Source organism: Aliarcobacter faecis, from assembly GCF_013201705.1.
In the GTDB taxonomy this organism is placed as follows: domain Bacteria; phylum Campylobacterota; class Campylobacteria; order Campylobacterales; family Arcobacteraceae; genus Aliarcobacter; species Aliarcobacter faecis.
In genome coordinates this window covers 1,018,670-1,038,606 of record NZ_CP053837.1, presented here as the reverse complement: position 1 = coordinate 1,038,606, position 19,937 = coordinate 1,018,670, and the positions used below count along the sequence as shown (strand labels likewise).

Sequence of the window (19,937 nt, the reverse complement as noted above, 5' to 3'; positions counted from 1 at the left end):
ATGTTTGAATTAGAAACTTATTATTTGGTAAATATTCTAGGTCTAGCTTTAGGAGTTGTTTTTGGGTTTATCGCTCAACAAAAACAGTTTTGCTTTAGTGGAAGTATAAAAGATTTTTTACAAATAAAATCTACAAAAAGAGCTTCTAGTGTAATTATGGCAATGATTGTTGCTATTATATCAACTCAAGTTATATCAAATATTTTTGAATTAGATTTAACTCAAAGTGCATATTTTAAAAAAGATATTAATTATATTGCAATAATAATTGGTGGAGCTTTATTTGGTGCTGGAATGATGATAGCGGATGGATGTAGTAGTAGAAGTATAGTAAAATTTGCTCAAGGTGATTCAAATGCTTTAATTACTCTACTTTTTATAGCAATTTTTGCATATGCTACAACTAAAGGTATTTTATTCGAAATTGTAAATCCTTTTATAAACAATCCTACTTTAATAGAAGCCTCTAAAATAATAGATAATTTCCAATTAAATATCTATCTTGTTTTAACTATTTTATTTATACTTTTGTACATGTTTACAAAAAATTTAAAAAGAGTTTTTACTCTCTATGATGGTGCTATAATTGGACTTTTAATAGGTGCTTCTTGGTTTATTACTGGATATATTGGTTCAGAAAGTATGGAAAAAGAGATACCAATTCAGGCTATTAGTTTTGTATACCCTAGTGCAAAAACTTTAGAACTATTTACATACTATCAAGTAAATGAGTTTAGCTTTGGTGTTTGTCTAGTTATTGGAGCAATAATTGGAACTTTTATCTCAACTTTATTTAATAAAAAATATAGTTTTGGATGTACGGCAAATAAAAATATCAATAAAGTAAAATATAATATGATTGGTGGTGCTATGATGGGAGTTGGTGGAATTATGGCGATTGGATGTACTGTTGGTCAAGGATTAAGTGGACTTTCTACTTTAGTATTTAGTTCATTTTTAGCAATAATCTCTATTTTTGTATCTGGTTATTTTACAGGAAAATTCCTACTTAAAAGAGATAAACTAGCAATGTGTTTTATTTTTGAGTGGGAAGATAAAGAGAAAAAATCTAAAGAGATAGATTTTCAAATATAAAAAGGTTTTAAAACCTTTTTATATCTACTTTAAGATATATTGAATTTTATAATCTCTCATAAGAGGTGGTGTATCTAAATAGTTTTCACTATCAACAGGAACTGACTTTTGTTCATTCTCTTCACCATTTCCTTCTAATTGATCTCTATCTTCATTTTTTGAATCAAATCCAGTAGCAATAATAGTTACTTTAATCTCATCATTTTCTAAAGTTTTATCAGTAGTTGTTCCAAAAATAATATCTGCATTTTGATCTAACTTATCATGAATTGTACTCATAACACTTGAAATTGCAAAAAGTGTAATATTTGGACTCATACTAAAGTGAATTAATATTCCTTTAGCACCTTCAAGAGGAACTTTATCTAATAAAGGAGAGTTAATTGCATTATCAAGTGCATCTTGAACAGAATTTTCTCCTTTTCCTTTTCCAATTCCCATTAAAGCAATACCTTTATGCTTCATAATAGTTTTAACATCTGCAAAGTCTGTATTAATATCTGAATGTCCAGGATTTAAAATAACTTCACTCATTCCAATTACTGCTTGATATAAAACATTATCAACTATTTTAAATGAGTTTTTAAAAGTTAAACCAACATCAACAATCTCATTTAATTTCTCATTTGGAATAACAATTAAAGAATCACTTACTTTTTTAAGCTCTTCAAGTCCTAAATTTGCCAAACCTGCTCTTTTTTTACCTTCCCAAGCAAAAGGTTTTGTAACAACTGAAACAGTTAAAGCTCCAACATCTTTCGCAGCTTTTGCAATAATTGCGGCTGCTCCTGTTCCTGTTCCTCCACCTAATCCAGAAGCCACAAAAACAATCTCTGTTCCTTCTAGAACAGTTTTAATCTCTTCATAACTCTCAATAGCTGAATCTCTTCCAACTTCAGGATTCATTCCAGCACCAAAACCTTTTGTTAATTTTGGTCCTAACTCTATTTTTTTAGGTGCTTTAGAAGAGTGAAGAGACTGAAGGTCTGTATTTGCTACAATTAAATCTATCTTATGAGCCCCCTCTTCTATCATATGGTTTACCATATTACAACCACCTCCACCAACTCCAATTACTGCAATTTTTGGTTGATTGTTTGATAAAACTCTTGTTGGCATCTGCTCTGTTACTTTAATTTCAGCTGTTCCGAATAAGTTACTATTTTCCATTAAAACCACTCCGTTACTTTTTTAAATAATTTTCCAAGCCCCTCTTTTTTCTTCTCTTTTACAAGATGAGTCAAATCCATTCCTCCACTATCTTTTATAGAGTAAGAGTCTGCTTTTGGTTCTGCTATTTTATTTTGCATATTTTGCATATTTATCATATCAATAGCTCTCTCTTTTTGAAGAGGTCTTACAAGCTTTTTACTAGAATCTAATTGATAGCTTCTATTTTTTCCTAAAGAGTACTCTAAAAGACCAACAATAGTAGCCATATAGGCCTCATCAAAATTTACATCAAAACTATTTAAGATTGGTTTTGGTGCTGAAATACTAATAGGAATTCCTTCAAAAACCTTTCTCGTTAAATCTTTTATTCCATCAAGATAAGTCATACCACCAGTTAATACTATTCCAGAACCTGTACTATCCAAAAGTGCATTTTTTTTCAATTTTTTCTTAACTAAAACTAAAATCTCTTCAACTCTTGCATGAATTATAGTTTGAATAGAATCAAGTCCTATTTCAGAAGTGCTATTTTCATCACCAATTCTAGGAGTTTTTACTTTTCTATCTTCAAGCTCATTATTTTCTGAATAATTTTTAATTAAAGAACCATACTCTAGTTTTATATTCTCTGCAGCACTAGGTGGAGTATGAAGCATAATAGATAAATCTGTTGTAATATGATTTGAACCAACAGGAATAAATCCATTATAAACTATTGAATTTCCTTTAAAATAGACAAACTCTGTTGATGTTGACCCTAAATTTACAACAACTGCTCCAAATTTCTTTTGTTGCTCATCTAAAACGGCCAAAGCTGAAGCATAAGAATCTAAAACAAATTTTACATTATCTATTCCAGAAGTTTTCAAAGCAGATTTTATATTTGTTAGAGCTGTTCTTTTTGACATTACAATATTTACTGAAACTTCAAGTCTTGTTCCATTCATATTTAGTGGATTATCAACTTCAACACTATCATCAACTTTAAAAAACATAGGAATAACATGTACTACTTCATAATCTGGAACTATTGTCGCATTATAAAGGGCCATTTGCATAACTTGATTTATCTCTGTTTCAGAAATAAGTCCATTTGGAACATTAACAGAACCTGTACTTCTATGACTTTTTGAGTAAGCTCCTGAGATTGAAACAATAGTAGTATCAATTGGCTCATTTGTTGATTTTTTTGCCATATCAACGGCATCTCTTATACATTTTGAGGCATCTTCAATATTTATTATTAAACCTTTATTGATACCATTACTTACTTGTATTCCTGTTCCTAAAATATTTATATTATTTTCATTATCATGTTTTGCAATAACTGTAGTAATAGCGGAAGAGCCTAAATCAATTGCTAAAATATTATTCAATGTTACTCCTTTGTTTGTATTGATGTTTTGATTGTATACATAGTTTCTAATTTTTTCAATAAATTATTTATTAAATCACTCTCTTGAACTTGAATTGCTGCATTTTTTACTAATTCATCTTTTGATTTATCATAACTTGCCATTTTAGAGTCATTGATTCTATATAAAACAGCTTTATTTTCCAATCTAATAACACCCTCTTTTTTTGTCGAAGAGAATAATTGATTTAAAAAATTTGCTGCTTCTTGTTGCTCAAGATTAGTTATTTTTGAAATAGATTCTCTTGTAACATTATTAATATTATCTCCTGTAAATCCTTCTAAAGTACTATTTGCAATCTCATCAAGTTTTTTTGATTTTAACTCTTTTTCAAAATTAAGTGTAACTTTATCTTTTGCCTCTTCAAAACTAAGAGGAGCTGAAGGTTTTTTACCTACAAGTTTTACTATATAATAGTTCTTATTTTCAAAGAATGGTTTTGTAATATCTCCACTCTTTATTTCATTTATTTTCTCTATATTTTCAGCTAAAAAAGGAAGTTTTGATTGAACAAAATTCCCACTTTTATCAAACTTTTCTTCATCTTTTTTAAGTTTTAAATATAAGTTTAAAGCCTCTTTTTTTGTAAACTTTTCATCTAAGTCAGCAATTACTTGCTCTTTTGCTTCATCAAAAGATTTTATTCTTCCATCTTCAAATTTATAATCAGATTTAAATTTTTCATATTGTACTTTTATCTCATCTTCACTTGAATTTGAAGATATTAAAGGGATAGTTTTAATCTCTAAATCATAAGAAACTTCACTCATATAACTATTTTTATTTGCTTCATGATATGATTTTAACTCTTCAGGTTTAATCTCTACTTTCATATCATTTAGCGATAAAATTTTAATTGTAATATCATCTTCAATAAATAATAATTTACTTAAGTTTTCAATCTCTTTTAAACTAGGATTTAAAATAAATAAATTTTGAGTCTTTTGAAATAAAATCTCATTTTTTAAATTATCTTCAAAATCTTTTGGTGTCATTTTATTTTGATTTAAAACTTTTATATAAGTATCTTTATCAAACTTTCCATCTTTTTGAAAAACTTCATATTTTAAAAGCTCTTTTGCAACTTCTTCATCTGTTGCCATAAAACCAATAGAATCCCCATATGCCATAATTAGATTTTTTTCTAAAACTTTTTTAAATGCAATATCTTTTAATTTTAGTTGCTCTGCTAACTCTTTTGAAAACATTGGACCAAACATCCTAGCGTATTCACCATAAAGATTTGAGTACTCTTGTTGATACTCTTCAATAGTTACCTCTTTACTACCAACTTTAGCAACAACTCCACCTTTAGATCCATAATTATAAGACCCCCAACCTACAAATCCAGCTCCAACAAATGCTATTGTACTAATCCAAATAGTAATAACGAGCCATTTTTTATGCCTTTGCATCCAAGTTATCATAAAATAAAATCCTCTTAATTTTTTTAGAGGATATATTACAAAAAAATTGCTTTTATGTTATTTAAATAGTAACGATAGAACTATATGTTTACTCAATTTTATTATTTTTACTTAACAAATCATTTATAATTGATTCTCTTATTGTTACTTCTATTTTTTTACAAGCACTTTTAAAGGCTTCCTCTTCTCCAACAATAAAACACATTTTTTTAGCTCTTGTAATTGCTGTATATAAAAGTTTTGTATTATGCATAATATAGTGTGAAAAAGTCATAGGAATTAGAGCATTTTCATATTCCATTCCTTGAGTTTTGTGAATTGTTAGACAATATGCCAAATTTAAAAGATTATGAATATTATCAAAGTCATAAAATACAACCATATCATCATTTGGATATAAAACTATACATTTTTGCTCATCAAAATCAATCTTTATTATAAGTCCTAATTGTCCATTATAAACTCTTCTCTCCATAAATTCAGTGGAGTTTGATTTATACATACTCATAGTTTGGGCTTTCATATTTTCATTTTTTATATGAATTACTTTATCTGTTAATTTATACTCAAAATCTTTTATTTTTAAACTCTTTGTTTTTGTATGATTAAAGAGCCTTTGTAACTCTATATTTAAATTTTCAACTCCTAAAACACCACCTTTCATCGGTGTAATTACTTGAAAAAGAGTTAAAGCTTTACCAATATTTTTCTCTTTTATAAAATCATAATAGAGTTGAATATAATCACTTGCTATATTTAAAATATTATTTAAAATATATTCACTATTTTCACCTCTAATATTTGAAAATTCATTTTGACTCAACGAGTTTTTAATAGAATAATAATTTGAAATAGAGACATCAACAAATTTAAAATCCTCATAATCCTCTTTATAATTTGGTAATTCACCTTTTCTAATGTCATTTGCAATTATTGCAATTGCTTGATTTTCATTTTGTCTATAAATTTTTGTAAGTTTACATATTGGTGCAAGTTCAAATTTTATACTATCAGCTAATATATTTCCAGCTCCAATAGCTGGTAACTGGCCATCATCTCCGACAATTATAAAAATTGTATCATCACTTATTTTTGAGATAATTTGATAAAAAGTAACAGAATTTACCATAGATGCTTCATCAAGTAATATAACTTTATATGGGAAAAAATCTTTCTCTTTATGTTTTACAAGCAGACTTTGAATAGTACTTGAATTATAACCTGTTGTATCACTTATTCTTTGACTTGCAATTCCTGATAGTGCAATAGTTATAATATCATCATAACTCATTATCTCTTCCAAAAGTTCTAAAATAGCTCTACTTGATGTCGATTTTCCTGTTCCTGCATAACCTATTAAAAAGAGAGTTTTCTCTCCAGAGTTTATAAGTTCAACTGCTTTTTTTTGTTCATCACTTAAAGAAAAACCCAAACTTTCTTGTTTTTTACTTAAATATTCATCAAATTTTTCAATAATTTTTCTATTTTTATCATCTTTTCTTCTATTAAAAAACTCTAAAATATTTTTTTCTGCAAAATATAACATTGATAAAGCAACTCTATTTTGATTTGTGCTATAAATCTCCTCTTTTGCTAACATTTTTGTTAAAACATTTTCATAAAGTATCTCTTCATTTGAAAACCTCAAACTATCATCTAATAATTTATAAAGATGAAATTTATCTATAGATGAGTTTCCATTGTTATCACAAAATTCTCTTAAAGTATAATTTACACAAGCTCTTATTCTAAACTCTGATTTTAAGTCAATTCCTAAAGACTTTGCTATCTCATCAGCTCTTTTAAATCCTATTCCTTTTATATTTATTAGAATATATGGGTTTTGTTTAATTTTTTCTATTAAGTTATCAACTTCACTAAAAGTTGAATATATTTTTGTAATTAAATTTGAAGTTACACCAAATTTTCCTAAAAAAGCACCAAGTTCTCTTAAGTGTTTAAAAGAGTGCCAAGAGCTTAAAATTGTTTTTAATTTTTTCTCTTTTATTCCTTTAAAATTTAGTAGTTCATTTGGATTATTCTCTAAAATCTCTATCAATCCATCTTCACTATATTTATCTAAAATCTCATTTGCAAGTTTTTTAGTAAATCCTTTTACAATTTTTGTAAGAAAGAAAAAAAGTTCGTGCTCTTTTATTTGTAGAGTATCAAACTCAAATTGAACCCCATATTTATTATGAGTTGTCCAATCTCCACTCATTATTATCTCTTCACCTACTATTTTTTCAATATCAGCATCGAAATATGTTCCACAAATTTTTTGATTATTTTCTAAAACTGCAATAATATATTTTGTTTCATCATTTTTATAGAGAACTTTTTTCAAAACCCCACTTAAGTTATACTTTTTTTCACTAGTTTCCGTCATCAAATCTATCTTTTTTATGTTTATCTTTTTTATAAGTGCTCTTATTTTTCTCTTTTTGTAGTAAATTTGCATCTTTTAATAAAGTTGCTCTCTCATCTACAAAATCATCACTTGGATTTTTTATAAAATTGATAGTTTTTTCAATAAAACTATTTAAACCTGTATAATAATCTGAATAAAGATCTACTTTTGGAGTTTTATTTAGATCTTCATAGTTTTTAAATGTTCTTTTTATAAATAAATCTCTATTAAAATCATCTAATTTTAATAAAGATATAGTTCTTGTTAAAAATTTCTCAACTACTCTTATATATCTTATTCTTAACTGTTTTTCGTTTAGATTAAAGCTCATTTATTATATCTTCTATATTTTTTGGTGGTCTTGCTATAAAAGCTTTTTTATTGCCTATTAAAATAGGTCTTTGAATTAAAATTGGATTTTGTTCTATTATTTCTATAAGCTTATCTTCATCATCTATATTTTTTATATTTAGTTCAGAATATAAAGATTCACTCTCTCTAATTAAACTTTTTGCACTCATATTTAATTTTTTTAAAAGTTCCTTTATCTCATCTTTTGAAGGTGGATTCTCCAAATAATCCCTTATTTCAACTTGTACACCATTATCATCTAAAAAACATTTTGCACTATTTGATTTTGAACAAGCAATGTTATGCCACATTGTTATATTTTGCATTTTATCTCCAAAACTCTATTTTTTTAATTATAACCAAAACTTTTAAATTCTTATAAAAGCATTACAAATTGTAAGATTTTATATTGAAATCATCTATTATCTTAAAAGCACCTTCTTCCATCTCATCAACTCTAAAGCCTGAAAATTCCAATCTATGAAGTTTTATCACCCTATTTTTTGTATAAGCAAACATTCTTTTTACTTGATGATATTTTCCTTCAACTATTTCAAGATGAACTAAAGTAGGAGTAATCTCTTTTAAAATAGCTGGCTTTAGTGGCTTTTCTTCACCATTTAAAAGCACTTTTCCACTAGCAAATAGCTCTTTTTCATCTCCATTTAATGGTTTTTCTAAACTTACTTCATACACTTTTTTTACATCTTTTTTTGGACTTGTCAATTTATGATTTAACTCTCCATCATCTGTTAATAAAATAGCTCCTGTTGTATCAATATCAAGTCTTCCAATAGTTGATATTTTTGGATTTCTATTTTGATATCTTCTTGGAAGAAGTGAATATATAAGTTTTCCTGCATCATTATGTGAACATATATATCCACTTGGTTTATTTAATAAAATTAAAATTTTTTCACTATCAAGAGCTTCATTATTTACAAGAACATCACAATGATTTGCTTTAGAAGTAGGATTAAAAACTCTTTGATTTTTTATTAAAACTTCATTTTGTTTTAAAAATAACTTTGTCTCACTTCTGCTACAATATCCCAAATTTGATAAAAGTGCATCTAATCTTTTCATAAAATCTTTAATTCCTAATTAATTTTTTGGATATTAACATATTTTTAACTAAAATGCCAAAATGAAATTATTAGATAACAAACACAAAATATATTTACTTGATGATGATAGTTTTGATTTCCCAAATTTAGAACAAATGGGAGATGATTTAGTTGCTATTGGTGGAGATTTTCACCCACAAAGATTAGTAAATGCTTACTATAATGGTCTTTTCCCCTGGTTTATAGATGATTATGGTTATATAAACTGGTATAGTCCACAAAAAAGAATGGTTTTAAAACCTGATGAGATGAAAATATCAAAAAGCCTTAAAAAATCAATACTAAATAAAGGCTTTATTGTAAAATCAAATACAAATTTTCTTGAAGTTATAAAAAATTGTTCAAATGTAAAAAGAAAACATGAAAGTGATACTTGGATAAGTGATGAGTTTATTTATGCCTATACACAATTATATAATTTAGAAGTTGCAAATAGTATTGAAGTTTATCTCAATGATAAGCTTGTTGGTGGGCTTTATGGACTTATTATTGGAGATGTTTTTTGTGGAGAGAGTATGTTTAGCCTTGTAAATGATGCTTCAAAAGTTGCTTTTTACCATTTATGTCTTTGGGCTAAAGAGAATGAAATAAAACTTATAGATTGTCAAGTTTATAATTCTCATCTTGAAAGCTTGGGAGCTTATGAGATAAGTAGAGAAGAGTATTTTAAAATACTAAAAAACAATTAACTACTATTTTTAGGAGCAACTCTAATATTATTCATAATATTTACTTATTTATATTTCATAAGTTTTTAATATATTATTCCCTACAATATTTTAAAAATTTAACAAAGGATTATAAATGATTTTAAGAGAAAGATTTTCTCCAACTTGTTTTTTAAGTGCTTTAGGCGCAGGTGGACTTAGTGTCTCATTTTTTATGTATTTAATGTTTTTAGTTCCTCATCCAACTACTCCAATGGCAACTTTTGAATATATTTTTCAAGCCTTAGAAAAAGGTGATTATATTAGCTTTATAACTGCTTTTTCTTTAGTATTTATTTTTGCATTTGCTTTAATTCATTTTAAACTTCTTATTTGGAATACAAAACAGTTTTTATTATATAAAAAAAGTGAAAGTTATAAATCTTTAATAACATCAAATGGGCAAATTAGTCTTATGACTCTACCTTTAACTTATACAATGAGTATAAATGTAGCTTTTGTTTTAGGTGCAGTTTTTATACCAAAATTATGGAGTATAGTTGAATATCTATTCCCTTTTGCTCTTTTAGGATTTGCAATAAATGGCTATTTTGCTTTAAAAATATTCTTTGATTATTTTTCAAGATTAATTATAAAAGGTGATTTTGATTTTACAAAAAACAATAATCTTACACAAATGATTTCAATTTTTGCTTTATCTATGGTAGCAGTTGGATTTGCTGCTCCTGGTGCTATGAGTTCAAATATTATTGTAAATTCTATTGGAATATTTTTTGCAATTTTCTTTGCAAGTATTTCTATAGTTTTAATTTTTATAAAAATTATTTTGGGCTTCAAAAATATGTTTGAACAAGGAATTAATATTGAAACAGCTCCTTCACTTTGGATTATAATTCCTATTTTAACACTTCTAGGAATTACTTTTATAAGACTTACTTTTGGACTTGAACACAATTTAAATGCTACAAGTGATAAACCTTCTCTTTTTGTTTTAACTTCTACTATTTTAAGTTTACAGATAATTTTTGGAGTTTTAGGTTATCAAATTATGAAAAAACTTGGATATTTTGAGAAATTTATCAAATCAAATGAGAAATCAGCTCTAAGTTTTGCTCTTATTTGCCCTGGTGTTGCTTTTTTTGTTTTTGGAATGTTTTTTATAAACATTGGTCTTGTTCATAATAGTATTATTGATAAATATTCAATAATCTATTTTATACTTATGATTCCTTTTATCTATATTCAAGTAGTTACAATTAAACTATTTTTTAGGCTTTACAAAAAATTCTCATTCTAAAAAGAGCTTTTGCTCTTTTTATCTATAAATAAGTATTAATTATATAAAATCAATAACTTTTAATTATTAATTAAAAGAATTATATAAAAGGATTAATTTATGAAAAAAATATTATTAAGTTTAAGTGCCATTTTAATTTTAGGAACTACTGCAAATGCAAATGATAATAGTGCAAAAGGGTTAAATGTACTATTAACTTCAGAAAGTGCTGAAACACAGATGATGGGAATGGTTTTAAGTGCAATGACACTAAAAAAGGGGAAAGAGATAAACATGGTTTTATGCTCTCATGCAGCAAATCTTGCTTTAAAAGATAGCTCTAGTCCAAAATTAAAACCTCAAGATAAATCTCCCAAAATGATGTTAGAAGAGCTAATAAAAAATGGTGCGAAAGTTGAAGTTTGCCCACTATTTTTACCAAATGCTAGTAAAACAGAAGCTGATTTAATAGAAAATGTAAGTGTAGCAAAACCACCTGTTGTTGCTGATAGACTTTTAGATAAAGATTACCAAAATTTAAGCTACTAAACCTAAAAAAAGGAGCTATTTAGCTCCTTTTTTTCATAATTGGTTCTAAAATATAACTATAAAATTAATTTAATAAAAAAGTAATATTTTCAATAGTCTTACTAAATAAATATATTAACATAGTAAAAACTTTGTGCAAATATTACATAATATCAAACTTACCAATTTATTGAGTTTTCTATCTATTTTTATAATATTTATCTAGTATAGTTGGATTGCTATCTTTTTCTACATAATCCCAATCACTTATATAATAAGATTTTACATATAAAAGTGGTTTTGCACTATTTGCATCTATTACAAATGAGTTTATATAAAGGTATTTATCATTCTCTTCTTCTGTAAAAAAGTTTATTACATAAACTTGCATTGGGAACTTTAGATTATTTATATCATTTCCATAAAAATTATGCTCTTTTACAAGTTCTTCCCAAAAAATTTCTCGTACAGATAAACCATCAGCTATATCTTCAAGTCTATCTATTTTTTTTCTTTTTATATATGTTCCTTTTTTATCTTTCCAATATTTCCTATGTAAATCTATATTTGGAAACTCTTTTTTAAATATATCTAATACTTCACCTAATTGGATTTTATAATCATCATCTGCATTTATTGTTTTTACTATATTTCCCTCTTTATCAAAATGGAGTTCTTTTATAAAATACCCTCTTGCCCAAAGCTGATAACGTTTTATTTTTCCATTTTCATCATACTCTTTATATTCAGATAAAAATGAGGGTTTAGGATAAGTTCTCCTTTGGGCATACTCATTTTCATGTCGATATTGACTCCACTCTATTTTAAATCCATCTTTATCTGTAAAAAAGTAATCTTCTCCATTTGGACTTTTCTCTTTAAACTCTTTAATATTAAATACTTCAGACATCTTTTCTCCTTTTATCTCTTTATATAAATTATCTGCAAAGCTTATAGTAAAAAGTAAGCTTAGACTTATTAATAGTTTTATCATCTCTCTTTCCTTACTGATGAATTATTTTGCATAGTTCTCCATTGATAGTGCCAAGAGAAGTTTTTAGGTGTAGCATTAAAATAATCCATTATATTTAGTGTTAAATATTTTTTAAAATAGTATTTATTTTCTTCACTAAAAGTGTGATGTAATCCTAAAGCATGCATTAATTCATGACTTACTCTTCTATCACTCCCTCTTTTCCCAAATATTGTTGCACTTTTAACTCCAATTCCATCTGCTAATCCATAATATTCATTATGTAAAAGTTTAGCTTCTTCTTTTGTAAAAAATATCTTTATATGATTTTTATATTGTGGGTAGGCTTTATCAAATCTTGGTAAGATATAATCATTTGGGTCGGGAAGAATTTGAAAATATCTTTTATTGCTAGTAAAAGTATAATCTTCAAGCTCTTTATCATTATTAATAGTAAAAGAGTTTTCTAATATAGTAATATTTGCTTTTATATAGGCTTGTCCTAAATGTCTTTTTATCTCATCTTCTATATTTAATTTTTTTAAATAGTTTCCATCTATCTCTTTTTCTCCATTTAAAAAAGTTTTTAATCCTACAAATATAATATCAACTTCATATCTATTAGCTTTACTATTTGCTAAAAGCTGTACTTTCCCTACTGTTTTTCCATTTCGTTTTGCTACTATATATGCATCACTACTTATCTCCCCTTTTGTACCAAAAGATATAGTTTGATTACTATTCTTTTTTACTATTAAGTTAGGGTTTGTTGATTCAAACTCTACTTCTTCATAGTTATTACAATATATCTGTAAATCTGCTGGAGTTTTTGGGTAGAGTGTCATCTTTGGAATATAATACTCATAAGATTTCCCACTATCTAAGTTTATAATTTCATTATTATAATCTTCTTTCATTTTTTTATATTGGTCAGCTTTATTTATTCCTTCTTTATCTTCCAATATTTTTTCATAATCTCTTTCAAAAATACTTGAAGTTTCATTTTGTCTTAACCAATCAAAACCATATTCACCTATATAATTTTCTTTTGGTCTAAAAAATACTATTCCTACTGTATTCTCTTTAATTGTAGAGTTATTTGAGTAACTATCAGGGTCATTACTTTGCATATTTGCTGTGTTATTATCCATATCTACTTTTTCAACTTCATTAGCAAAAGCACCAAAGTAAATAGAGTTTGTATTTACCAAAGGAGCATTCATAAAAATACCATTTGGGTTTACTATTAGATTATTATTAGCACCTTTTAGGTTTACTTCTGTATCTGAAATTAACTCTATAGTTTGGGCTTCTATTTTAATTGTATTTGCTTTAGTGTGAAAGTTCTCTTTTACATCAATTCTAAAATCTTTATCTATTTGTTTAAAGAGATTTTGAAGGTATTTTAGTTTTACATCTTTTTCTACATGTTCTATTTTATTACCTTTTACTTTTTGTATAAAATCCTTTTCTATTAGTTGTTTTATTGTGTTTTTTACTCTTATATTTAAATCTTCATTAGCATAAATATTATAATCTTTATTTACAGTTGTTATTTTCTCTTCTTCTACACTTTGTGTTAGGTTTTTATTTACATTTATTGTATAGTCTGATTTTACATTTAAGTTTGAGTTATTATTTACATCTTCTTTTTTATCATTCTCTATTAGATTACTTTGATTATGTTTAACTATTTTTGTTTCATCATTTAGTATTAGAGTATTCATATCTTTTTGAGCTTGAATATTTAGTTTTTCATTTCCTTGAATATCATCAAAGAGTATTTCATTATATCCTTCATCATTTTCATATTGAGGAGTTGTATATGTTCTTATATAACTTTTTGTTTTATTAGCTGGAAGTGGGTAAGGTATTTTATTCTCACCATTATACAAAGTTCCTATTATTATTGGGCAATCTGGGTTACCATTTACAAAGCTTACTATTACTTCACTATTTACTCTTGGAATAAATTGTGAGCCATAATTATTTCCACTAGATAGATTTGATACTCTTAAGTAACAAGAGGTTGTTTTATTTCTTTCAAAATGAAACAGTACTCTTACTCTTCCTTCTTCATCTACATCTATACTATTTTGATTTTGGTTTATTGGTGAGTTATTTACATCTTGTGATGTTACTATTGCTGTTTGTACTCCATATATCTTTGGTTTTTTTATTGTAACTTTGGGTTTATATATTATATCTTTTGGGATTGCTTTAAACTCTACACTATATTGCATATTTGAGTTTATATCTTTTATATCATTTAGTTTTGAATACTCTTCTAAGGCATTTGGAAAGTATGCTTTATAGTTTACTTCTATTATTATTACATCTTCTTCTTTATTCTCTTTTTCACTTACTATTAAGGCATTTAAACTATCTTTTACTATTAATTCATTTGAAACTGCTTCTATTATATTTGATTGACTATACTCTTTATTTGTATCTATATTTGTGTATCTATTTAAATCTTCATACAAGCTTTCATTTAACAAGTTTAGTTTATCTCTAAAGCTCTCTTTTTCTATATCATTTCTTAATTGTTTACTACTTGCATTATCTTTTATCTTACTACTAGTTACTACCTTTGTTTTCTCTATTTTATACTCTTGGCTTGGATTATTCTTATCATAGTAATCTTCTATATGTTTACTTGCTTTAAACTCTATTTTATGATTATATGTACACAATATCTTACTATCTATTTTCTCTACATAATCATTTAATTCACACAATACTATTTTAAAGCTACTATTATCATCTTCTTTAAATATTAAAGAGTATCCCTCTTCTTCACAAAGCATTAAGATAAACTCTAAATCACTTTGATTATATTGGGTTGTATAATCTTTTATTGGATATTTTATATTATCTACTCTTATCTCTAATGAAATATTTAATAAGGCTCTATATCTTGTTACTATTTTATTTATAATATCTGTTGCACTTAGACTATGATATATCTCATATTTATTATTTAATCCCAAATAGTATATTGGATGTACTACTTCTATTTTATACATATATTTATTTGATACTATACTATCTTCACTAGCTTTATAAATCTTTCCAAAGATTGTTTTACAAGATTTTAAATTTACTAAATCCTCTAAAACTATCTCTACATCTGTATCTACTATATCTTCTACTTCTATTCTTTCATTACTTATAAAGGTTATCTCATATTCATATACTTTATTTACTCCACTTTTCCCTTCTAAATTATATATTGAATAATTCCCATCTGTATTTCCATATAAATCATTACTTTTATAGTTTAAAAGTTTTAACCTTCCTTTTATCTCTTGAACTTCTTTATTTATGTTTTTATTTATTAAGTCTATTGGAAAGTTATTCATGGAAAGCTCTTTATTTTAGTATTATCTATATATTTAATATTTCAAATTAGAAAATTAAATAACTAAAAATATTAGTATAAGATAATTTATAAAGATATTAAAGTTTGAGCTCTTTTTTATAATTTATTAAAAATATTAATTTGAAGTTTTAAAAGTTAAAAGAACTTTTGCTATAACTCTACAATCTTCAAGTTTATATTTAAGATGAGAATAGCTTGGATTTATAGAGACAAAATAGTTCTTATTTTCTATAATTTTTGCCTTTTTTATCCACATATTATTATCTTTATAAATCAAAAATATAGCATCAGCCAAAAAATCTTTTTGACTTAAATCAGCAACTACTAAAGAGCCATGTAAAATATCTGGTTCCATAGATTGCCCATCAACCATAGTTACAAAAAGAGAGTTTAAACTATATTTATCTTTTAGTAAATCTTTAGAAAACTCTAACTCTTTTTTTACAATCTTGCCATTAATATTTTGGTGATACTCTAATTTTAAACTCATAATTTCTCCTTTCTTAAAATATTTTTAAGATTAAGATTTATTTTTGTTCCATCTTTCAAGGTTTCAATATTTATTGATATTTTATACTTATCACAAAACTCTTTTACTATTGCTAAGCCCAAACCAAAGCCACTATTTTGTGAATCTTCTTGAAAATATCTATCAAAAACTAACATAATATTTTTCGTATCAATCTTCTCACCCTTATTAAATATTGATAAAATTGTATCATTTAGCTCAATTTTTATATATGGGTTTTCCTTATCATTATATTTTATTGCATTTGAAAAAAGATTATCAAAAGCCATCAAAAAACCATTATAATCACAATATAAAAGAGGATTTTGAATGTTTGTTTCAATTATTGTATCTTTTTTTATATCTTCAAATTTATCCAAAGATATTTTTATAATATCCTCTAAATAAAACTCCTCTAGCTCTATTTTATCAATCTCTTTTTTAAATTCATACTCCAAATTTTCATACAATTTTAAAAGATTTTCATTTGCTTTGCTTATTCTTTCAACTCTAACTAAATTTTTCTCCTCTTTTAAACTTTTTTTCAAAAGCTGAACATTCATTTTTATCGTTGAAACTGGTATATTTAACTCATGAATAGTATTTTTTATATCTTTTTCTAACTTTTCATCACTTTTGAAAGTATATTTTATCAAAGAGCTTGAGAAAAAAAGAAATATAAGAACTCCTATAAAAAGTAAAAAAAGTTCAAAAACTAAATATTGTTCATTTGTAAAATAGATTGTAGAAGTAAAATAATAGTTCAAATATAAAATAATTGATAAAGAAAAAATAAAAACTATAGAAATAGAGATTAAAAAATCAATTTTTTTAGAATTCAAGTTTATACCCTATTCCTTTTATATTTATTATTGCATCTTTATTATCAAATAATTTTTTGACTTGATTAATATAAACCCTAATTGAACCCTCACTATAACTTTGACTTGTACTCCAGAGTTTTCTTATTATCATATCTTTTGAGACAATTTCATTTCTATTTTCCAAAAATAACTCCAGTAACTCTAAAACTTTTATTGGTAAATTCATATCAATTTCTGATTCAAAAACTCTTTTTGAAATAGGATTAAAAACTATATTTTCTCTCAAAGTTATCAAATTAAACTCTTTTTTATTTCGTTTAAAAATAGCCTTTATTCGTAAACTCAACTCATCTAAATCAACTGGTTTTTTTATATAATCATCACAACCTTTTGAATAAGCATCTTTTAAAGTATCTTTATCTTTATATGATGTTAAAAATATAGTTGGTGTATTATCATTGTTTTCTCTAAGAGATTTTAGAAGTTCCAAACCATCTATTTTTGGAACATTTATATCAAATATATATAAATCATAGTTAAAATCATAATTTAAACTAAGAGCTTCTTCTCCATCTTTTGCAATATCTACATTAAAGCCCTCACTACTTAAAAAATCTTCTAAAGTTGAAGCAAAAAGTAAATCATCTTCTAAAACCAAAATTTTATACACAAAACTCTCCTAGAAATATAAGATTATAAGATATTATCTAAAATCTACTTATTAAATAAATATTAGTTATAATCTAATATTATATACATTAGATTTTGGGGGCATTTTCTGTGCAAAAAAATATTATTATTTTTATATGTTTATCTATTTTAGCATTTATAGTAGTAAAATATCAAAATTTTACCGTTATCTTAAGTGGAATTGCAATTTTTATAATTGGTATGTTCTTTATGCAAGATGGGTTTAAACAACTTTCTGGTGGGCTTTTAGAAAAACTTTTACAAAAATTTACACACAATAGTTTATACGCCATTATAACTGGTTTTGTTGCAACTTCAATAGTTCAAAGTTCAACTATTACAACACTTCTTACAATATCATTTGTTGGAGCTGAGTTAATTACACTTGTTCAAGGAATTGGAGTAATTTTTGGTTCAAACCTTGGAAGTACAACAACAGCTTGGATTGTTTCAAGCCTTGGAATAGATGTTAAAATCTCAACTTATGCCTTTCCTATGATTGTTTTTGGAGTAATTTTAAGATTTCTAAAAACAAATGCTATGAAAGGTAGTGGAAATGTCTTATTAGGGCTTGGTTTTATTTTTCTTGGAATTGCATATATGAAAGATGGATTTGATGTAATAAAAGATCAAATTGACCTTGCAAGTTATGCTATGGATGGATATACTGGAATATTACTTTATATTTTAATTGGTTTAGTTATTACAATAGTTATTCAATCAAGTGCAGCTACATTAGCTATTATTATTACAGCTTTAAATGTAGAAAGTATTACTTACATAAATGCTTTAGCTCTTGCTATTGGAGCAAATATTGGTACAGTTTTAACAGCTGTTTTAGCCTCACTTACATCAACTCAAGATGCAAAAAGGGTTGCTGGTTCACATGTTATTTTTAACTTTGTAACAGCTGCAATTATTACAATATTTATTTACCAATTTAAAGATTTTGTTGATTTCTTAGCTCCATATTTTGGGATTGCTGAAACAAATAGTGGAATGAAATTAGCACTTTTCCATACAATTTTTAGTTTAGTTGGAATTATTGTACTATTCCCTTTTATTCCTCTAATTGCTAAACTTTTGGAAAAAATTATTCCTCAAAAAATATCTTCTGCTTCAAAACCCAAATATCTATCTCCAGTTGTTTTAAATAGCCCGGATGCTGCACTTGTAGCTATTAGAAAAGAGACTATAAATTTGTATGAAAATTGTCAAAAAGCTATGCTACATGCATTAAATCTTCATACAACAGGTCTAACAAAAGAGACTTTAAAAGTACGATTAAATGATGAATTATCAATAATTGATACAAATATAGATGAAATTTATCAAAAAAATCTAAAATCTCTTTATAGTGATATTGTAAAATTCTCATCATTTGCTCAAGAGCATATGTTTGATTTTCAACATAAAGAAGCAGGTGAATTAAAAAGAGCTGCATCTATAATAGTAGAAGTTTTAAAAGATACAAGAGATATACAAAAAAATTTAAACTACTACTTAAAAAGTAGGAATGAGTTTATTAAAGAGGAGTATAATATATTAAGAAAAGAGTTAGCTGAAATTTTAATAGATATCAACACTCTTTCAACTTTGGAAAATGATGCAGACCAACTAACACAATTAGAGGTGATAAAATCTGAATTAGCTCAAAATGACCTAGCAAGTAGTGAAGAGATAGATGCACTAATTAGAGAAGATAAGATAAAAGCAACAATGGCAACATCATATATGAATGATAGTGCTACTGGTTATTCTATACAGAAAAAACTTGTAGAAGTTGCAAATATTTTATTTGTAAATAGTGATTTAAATAAAGATTTAGGAGAAGTAAAAAATGAAACTAAGTGAAATTATTGAAAAAATCCAAAAGTATCTAAAAAAAGACAAGCTAAAAGAGAAAAAAGAGCAAAAACTTCTAGCTCTTATTGAAGATTTAAAAGATAAAAAGATAAAAATAAAAAACGATATCAAAGAGCTTAAAAAAGCAGATATTGAAAAAAAATTATCTTTACAAAAAAAGTTAGTAGCTATAAATAAACTTATTAAAAAAAGTACAACTTTAGTAAAATCTAAAGATTAAT

At 25.6% G+C, this 19,937-nt stretch carries 18 protein-coding genes; 6 read left to right on the top strand and 12 right to left on the bottom strand.

The features are described 5' to 3' along the window. The gene (locus AFAEC_RS05220) at positions 1–1,095 is read left to right on the top strand and encodes a YeeE/YedE family protein (protein WP_026807021.1); all 1,095 of its coding nucleotides are present in this window, start codon (positions 1–3) and stop codon (positions 1,093–1,095) included. A gap of 24 nt (positions 1,096–1,119) precedes the next feature. Here AFAEC_RS05220 and ftsZ read toward each other — a convergent pair whose 3' ends face one another. The 7 genes from ftsZ to AFAEC_RS05185 form a co-directional block, all read right to left on the bottom strand. Next, positions 1,120–2,214 (bottom strand): cell division protein FtsZ, encoded by a 1,095-nt coding sequence (ftsZ, locus tag AFAEC_RS05215; protein WP_026807022.1) that lies wholly within the window; start codon positions 2,212–2,214, stop codon positions 1,120–1,122. A 50-nt stretch (positions 2,215–2,264) separates the two neighbouring features. After that, positions 2,265–3,644, bottom strand: a complete 1,380-nt coding sequence (gene ftsA, locus AFAEC_RS05210) for a cell division protein FtsA (RefSeq protein WP_026807023.1) — start codon at positions 3,642–3,644, stop codon at positions 2,265–2,267. Positions 3,645–3,646: 2 nt separating this feature from the next. Continuing rightward, entirely contained in the window at positions 3,647–5,110 is a 1,464-nt protein-coding gene (locus AFAEC_RS05205; protein ID WP_026807024.1) for a peptidylprolyl isomerase, read from the bottom strand. Between the two features lie 88 nt (positions 5,111–5,198). Beyond that, a complete protein-coding gene (locus AFAEC_RS05200; RefSeq protein ID WP_026807025.1) occupies positions 5,199–7,499 on the bottom strand; it encodes an AAA family ATPase in 2,301 nt (766 codons plus the stop codon). Then, on the bottom strand, positions 7,486–7,851 hold the full coding sequence (locus AFAEC_RS05195; RefSeq protein WP_026807026.1) for a hypothetical protein: 366 nt from the start codon (positions 7,849–7,851) through the stop codon (positions 7,486–7,488). The genes AFAEC_RS05200 and AFAEC_RS05195 overlap by 14 nt, the downstream gene beginning before the upstream one ends. Next, complete coding sequence (gene arsC / locus AFAEC_RS05190) at positions 7,841–8,197, bottom strand: arsenate reductase (glutaredoxin) (RefSeq protein ID WP_026807027.1); 357 nt, start codon at positions 8,195–8,197, stop codon at positions 7,841–7,843. Before arsC ends, AFAEC_RS05195 begins: the two co-directional genes overlap by 11 nt. 61 nt (positions 8,198–8,258) lie before the next feature. Next, a complete protein-coding gene (locus tag AFAEC_RS05185; RefSeq protein WP_306459126.1) occupies positions 8,259–8,957 on the bottom strand; it encodes a pseudouridine synthase in 699 nt (232 codons plus the stop codon). 61 nt (positions 8,958–9,018) lie between these two features. On the opposite strand from AFAEC_RS05185, the gene aat reads away from it, so the two are divergent. From aat to AFAEC_RS05170, 3 genes are all read left to right on the top strand, one after another. Beyond that, entirely contained in the window at positions 9,019–9,687 is a 669-nt protein-coding gene (aat, locus tag AFAEC_RS05180) for a leucyl/phenylalanyl-tRNA--protein transferase (protein ID WP_026807029.1), read from the top strand. Positions 9,688–9,802: 115 nt separating this feature from the next. After that, a complete protein-coding gene (locus AFAEC_RS05175; RefSeq protein WP_026807030.1) occupies positions 9,803–10,963 on the top strand; it encodes a TsoY family (seleno)protein in 1,161 nt (386 codons plus the stop codon). A 99-nt stretch (positions 10,964–11,062) separates the two neighbouring features. Next, on the top strand, positions 11,063–11,491 hold the full coding sequence (locus tag AFAEC_RS05170) for a DsrE family protein (RefSeq protein WP_026807031.1): 429 nt from the start codon (positions 11,063–11,065) through the stop codon (positions 11,489–11,491). A 178-nt stretch (positions 11,492–11,669) separates the two neighbouring features. Here the strand turns inward: AFAEC_RS05170 and AFAEC_RS05165 are convergent, their stop codons facing one another. The 5 genes from AFAEC_RS05165 to AFAEC_RS05145 form a co-directional block, all read right to left on the bottom strand. Continuing rightward, positions 11,670–12,464 carry a hypothetical protein gene (locus AFAEC_RS05165; RefSeq protein ID WP_026807032.1) on the bottom strand — a complete coding sequence of 265 codons (795 nt, stop codon included), beginning with the start codon at positions 12,462–12,464 and terminating at the stop codon, positions 11,670–11,672. Next, positions 12,461–15,808, bottom strand: a complete 3,348-nt coding sequence (gene tssI / locus AFAEC_RS05160) for a type VI secretion system tip protein TssI/VgrG (protein WP_172658627.1) — start codon at positions 15,806–15,808, stop codon at positions 12,461–12,463. Before tssI ends, AFAEC_RS05165 begins: the two co-directional genes overlap by 4 nt. A gap of 135 nt (positions 15,809–15,943) precedes the next feature. Next, the gene (locus tag AFAEC_RS05155; RefSeq protein WP_026805486.1) at positions 15,944–16,318 is read right to left on the bottom strand and encodes a S24 family peptidase; all 375 of its coding nucleotides are present in this window, start codon (positions 16,316–16,318) and stop codon (positions 15,944–15,946) included. Next, on the bottom strand, positions 16,315–17,178 hold the full coding sequence (locus tag AFAEC_RS05150; RefSeq protein ID WP_026805485.1) for a sensor histidine kinase: 864 nt from the start codon (positions 17,176–17,178) through the stop codon (positions 16,315–16,317). Before AFAEC_RS05150 ends, AFAEC_RS05155 begins: the two co-directional genes overlap by 4 nt. Further along, a complete protein-coding gene (locus tag AFAEC_RS05145) occupies positions 17,168–17,830 on the bottom strand; it encodes a response regulator transcription factor (protein WP_026805484.1) in 663 nt (220 codons plus the stop codon). The genes AFAEC_RS05150 and AFAEC_RS05145 overlap by 11 nt, the downstream gene beginning before the upstream one ends. A 110-nt stretch (positions 17,831–17,940) precedes the next feature. Between AFAEC_RS05145 and AFAEC_RS05140 the strand changes: the two genes are divergently transcribed. Together AFAEC_RS05140 and AFAEC_RS05135 are read left to right on the top strand one after the other, a co-directional pair. Beyond that, complete coding sequence (locus AFAEC_RS05140) at positions 17,941–19,704, top strand: Na/Pi cotransporter family protein (RefSeq protein WP_026805483.1); 1,764 nt, start codon at positions 17,941–17,943, stop codon at positions 19,702–19,704. Beyond that, the gene (locus tag AFAEC_RS05135) at positions 19,691–19,936 is read left to right on the top strand and encodes a hypothetical protein (RefSeq protein WP_026805482.1); all 246 of its coding nucleotides are present in this window, start codon (positions 19,691–19,693) and stop codon (positions 19,934–19,936) included. The genes AFAEC_RS05140 and AFAEC_RS05135 overlap by 14 nt, the downstream gene beginning before the upstream one ends. The last annotated feature ends 1 nt before the right edge of the window (position 19,937 follow it).

Bases quoted from the DNA above. Each gene is read 5' to 3' on its own strand.
- AFAEC_RS05185 (WP_306459126.1), bottom strand. From the start codon at position 8,957: ATGAAAAGATTAGATGCACTTTTATCAAATTTGGGATATTGTAGCAGA.
- tssI (WP_172658627.1), bottom strand. From the start codon at position 15,808: ATGAATAACTTTCCAATAGACTTAATAAATAAAAACATAAATAAAGAA.
- AFAEC_RS05200 (WP_026807025.1), bottom strand. From the start codon at position 7,499: ATGACGGAAACTAGTGAAAAAAAGTATAACTTAAGTGGGGTTTTGAAA.
- AFAEC_RS05165 (WP_026807032.1), bottom strand. From the start codon at position 12,464: ATGATAAAACTATTAATAAGTCTAAGCTTACTTTTTACTATAAGCTTT.
- ftsZ (WP_026807022.1), bottom strand. From the start codon at position 2,214: ATGCCAACAAGAGTTTTATCAAACAATCAACCAAAAATTGCAGTAATT.
- AFAEC_RS05175 (WP_026807030.1), top strand. From the start codon at position 9,803: ATGATTTTAAGAGAAAGATTTTCTCCAACTTGTTTTTTAAGTGCTTTA.
- AFAEC_RS05155 (WP_026805486.1), bottom strand. From the start codon at position 16,318: ATGAGTTTAAAATTAGAGTATCACCAAAATATTAATGGCAAGATTGTA.
- AFAEC_RS05205 (WP_026807024.1), bottom strand. From the start codon at position 5,110: ATGATAACTTGGATGCAAAGGCATAAAAAATGGCTCGTTATTACTATT.
- AFAEC_RS05220 (WP_026807021.1), top strand. From the start codon at position 1: ATGTTTGAATTAGAAACTTATTATTTGGTAAATATTCTAGGTCTAGCT.
- AFAEC_RS05170 (WP_026807031.1), top strand. From the start codon at position 11,063: ATGAAAAAAATATTATTAAGTTTAAGTGCCATTTTAATTTTAGGAACT.
- AFAEC_RS05135 (WP_026805482.1), top strand. From the start codon at position 19,691: ATGAAACTAAGTGAAATTATTGAAAAAATCCAAAAGTATCTAAAAAAA.
- arsC (WP_026807027.1), bottom strand. From the start codon at position 8,197: ATGCAAAATATAACAATGTGGCATAACATTGCTTGTTCAAAATCAAAT.
- AFAEC_RS05195 (WP_026807026.1), bottom strand. From the start codon at position 7,851: ATGAGCTTTAATCTAAACGAAAAACAGTTAAGAATAAGATATATAAGA.
- aat (WP_026807029.1), top strand. From the start codon at position 9,019: ATGAAATTATTAGATAACAAACACAAAATATATTTACTTGATGATGAT.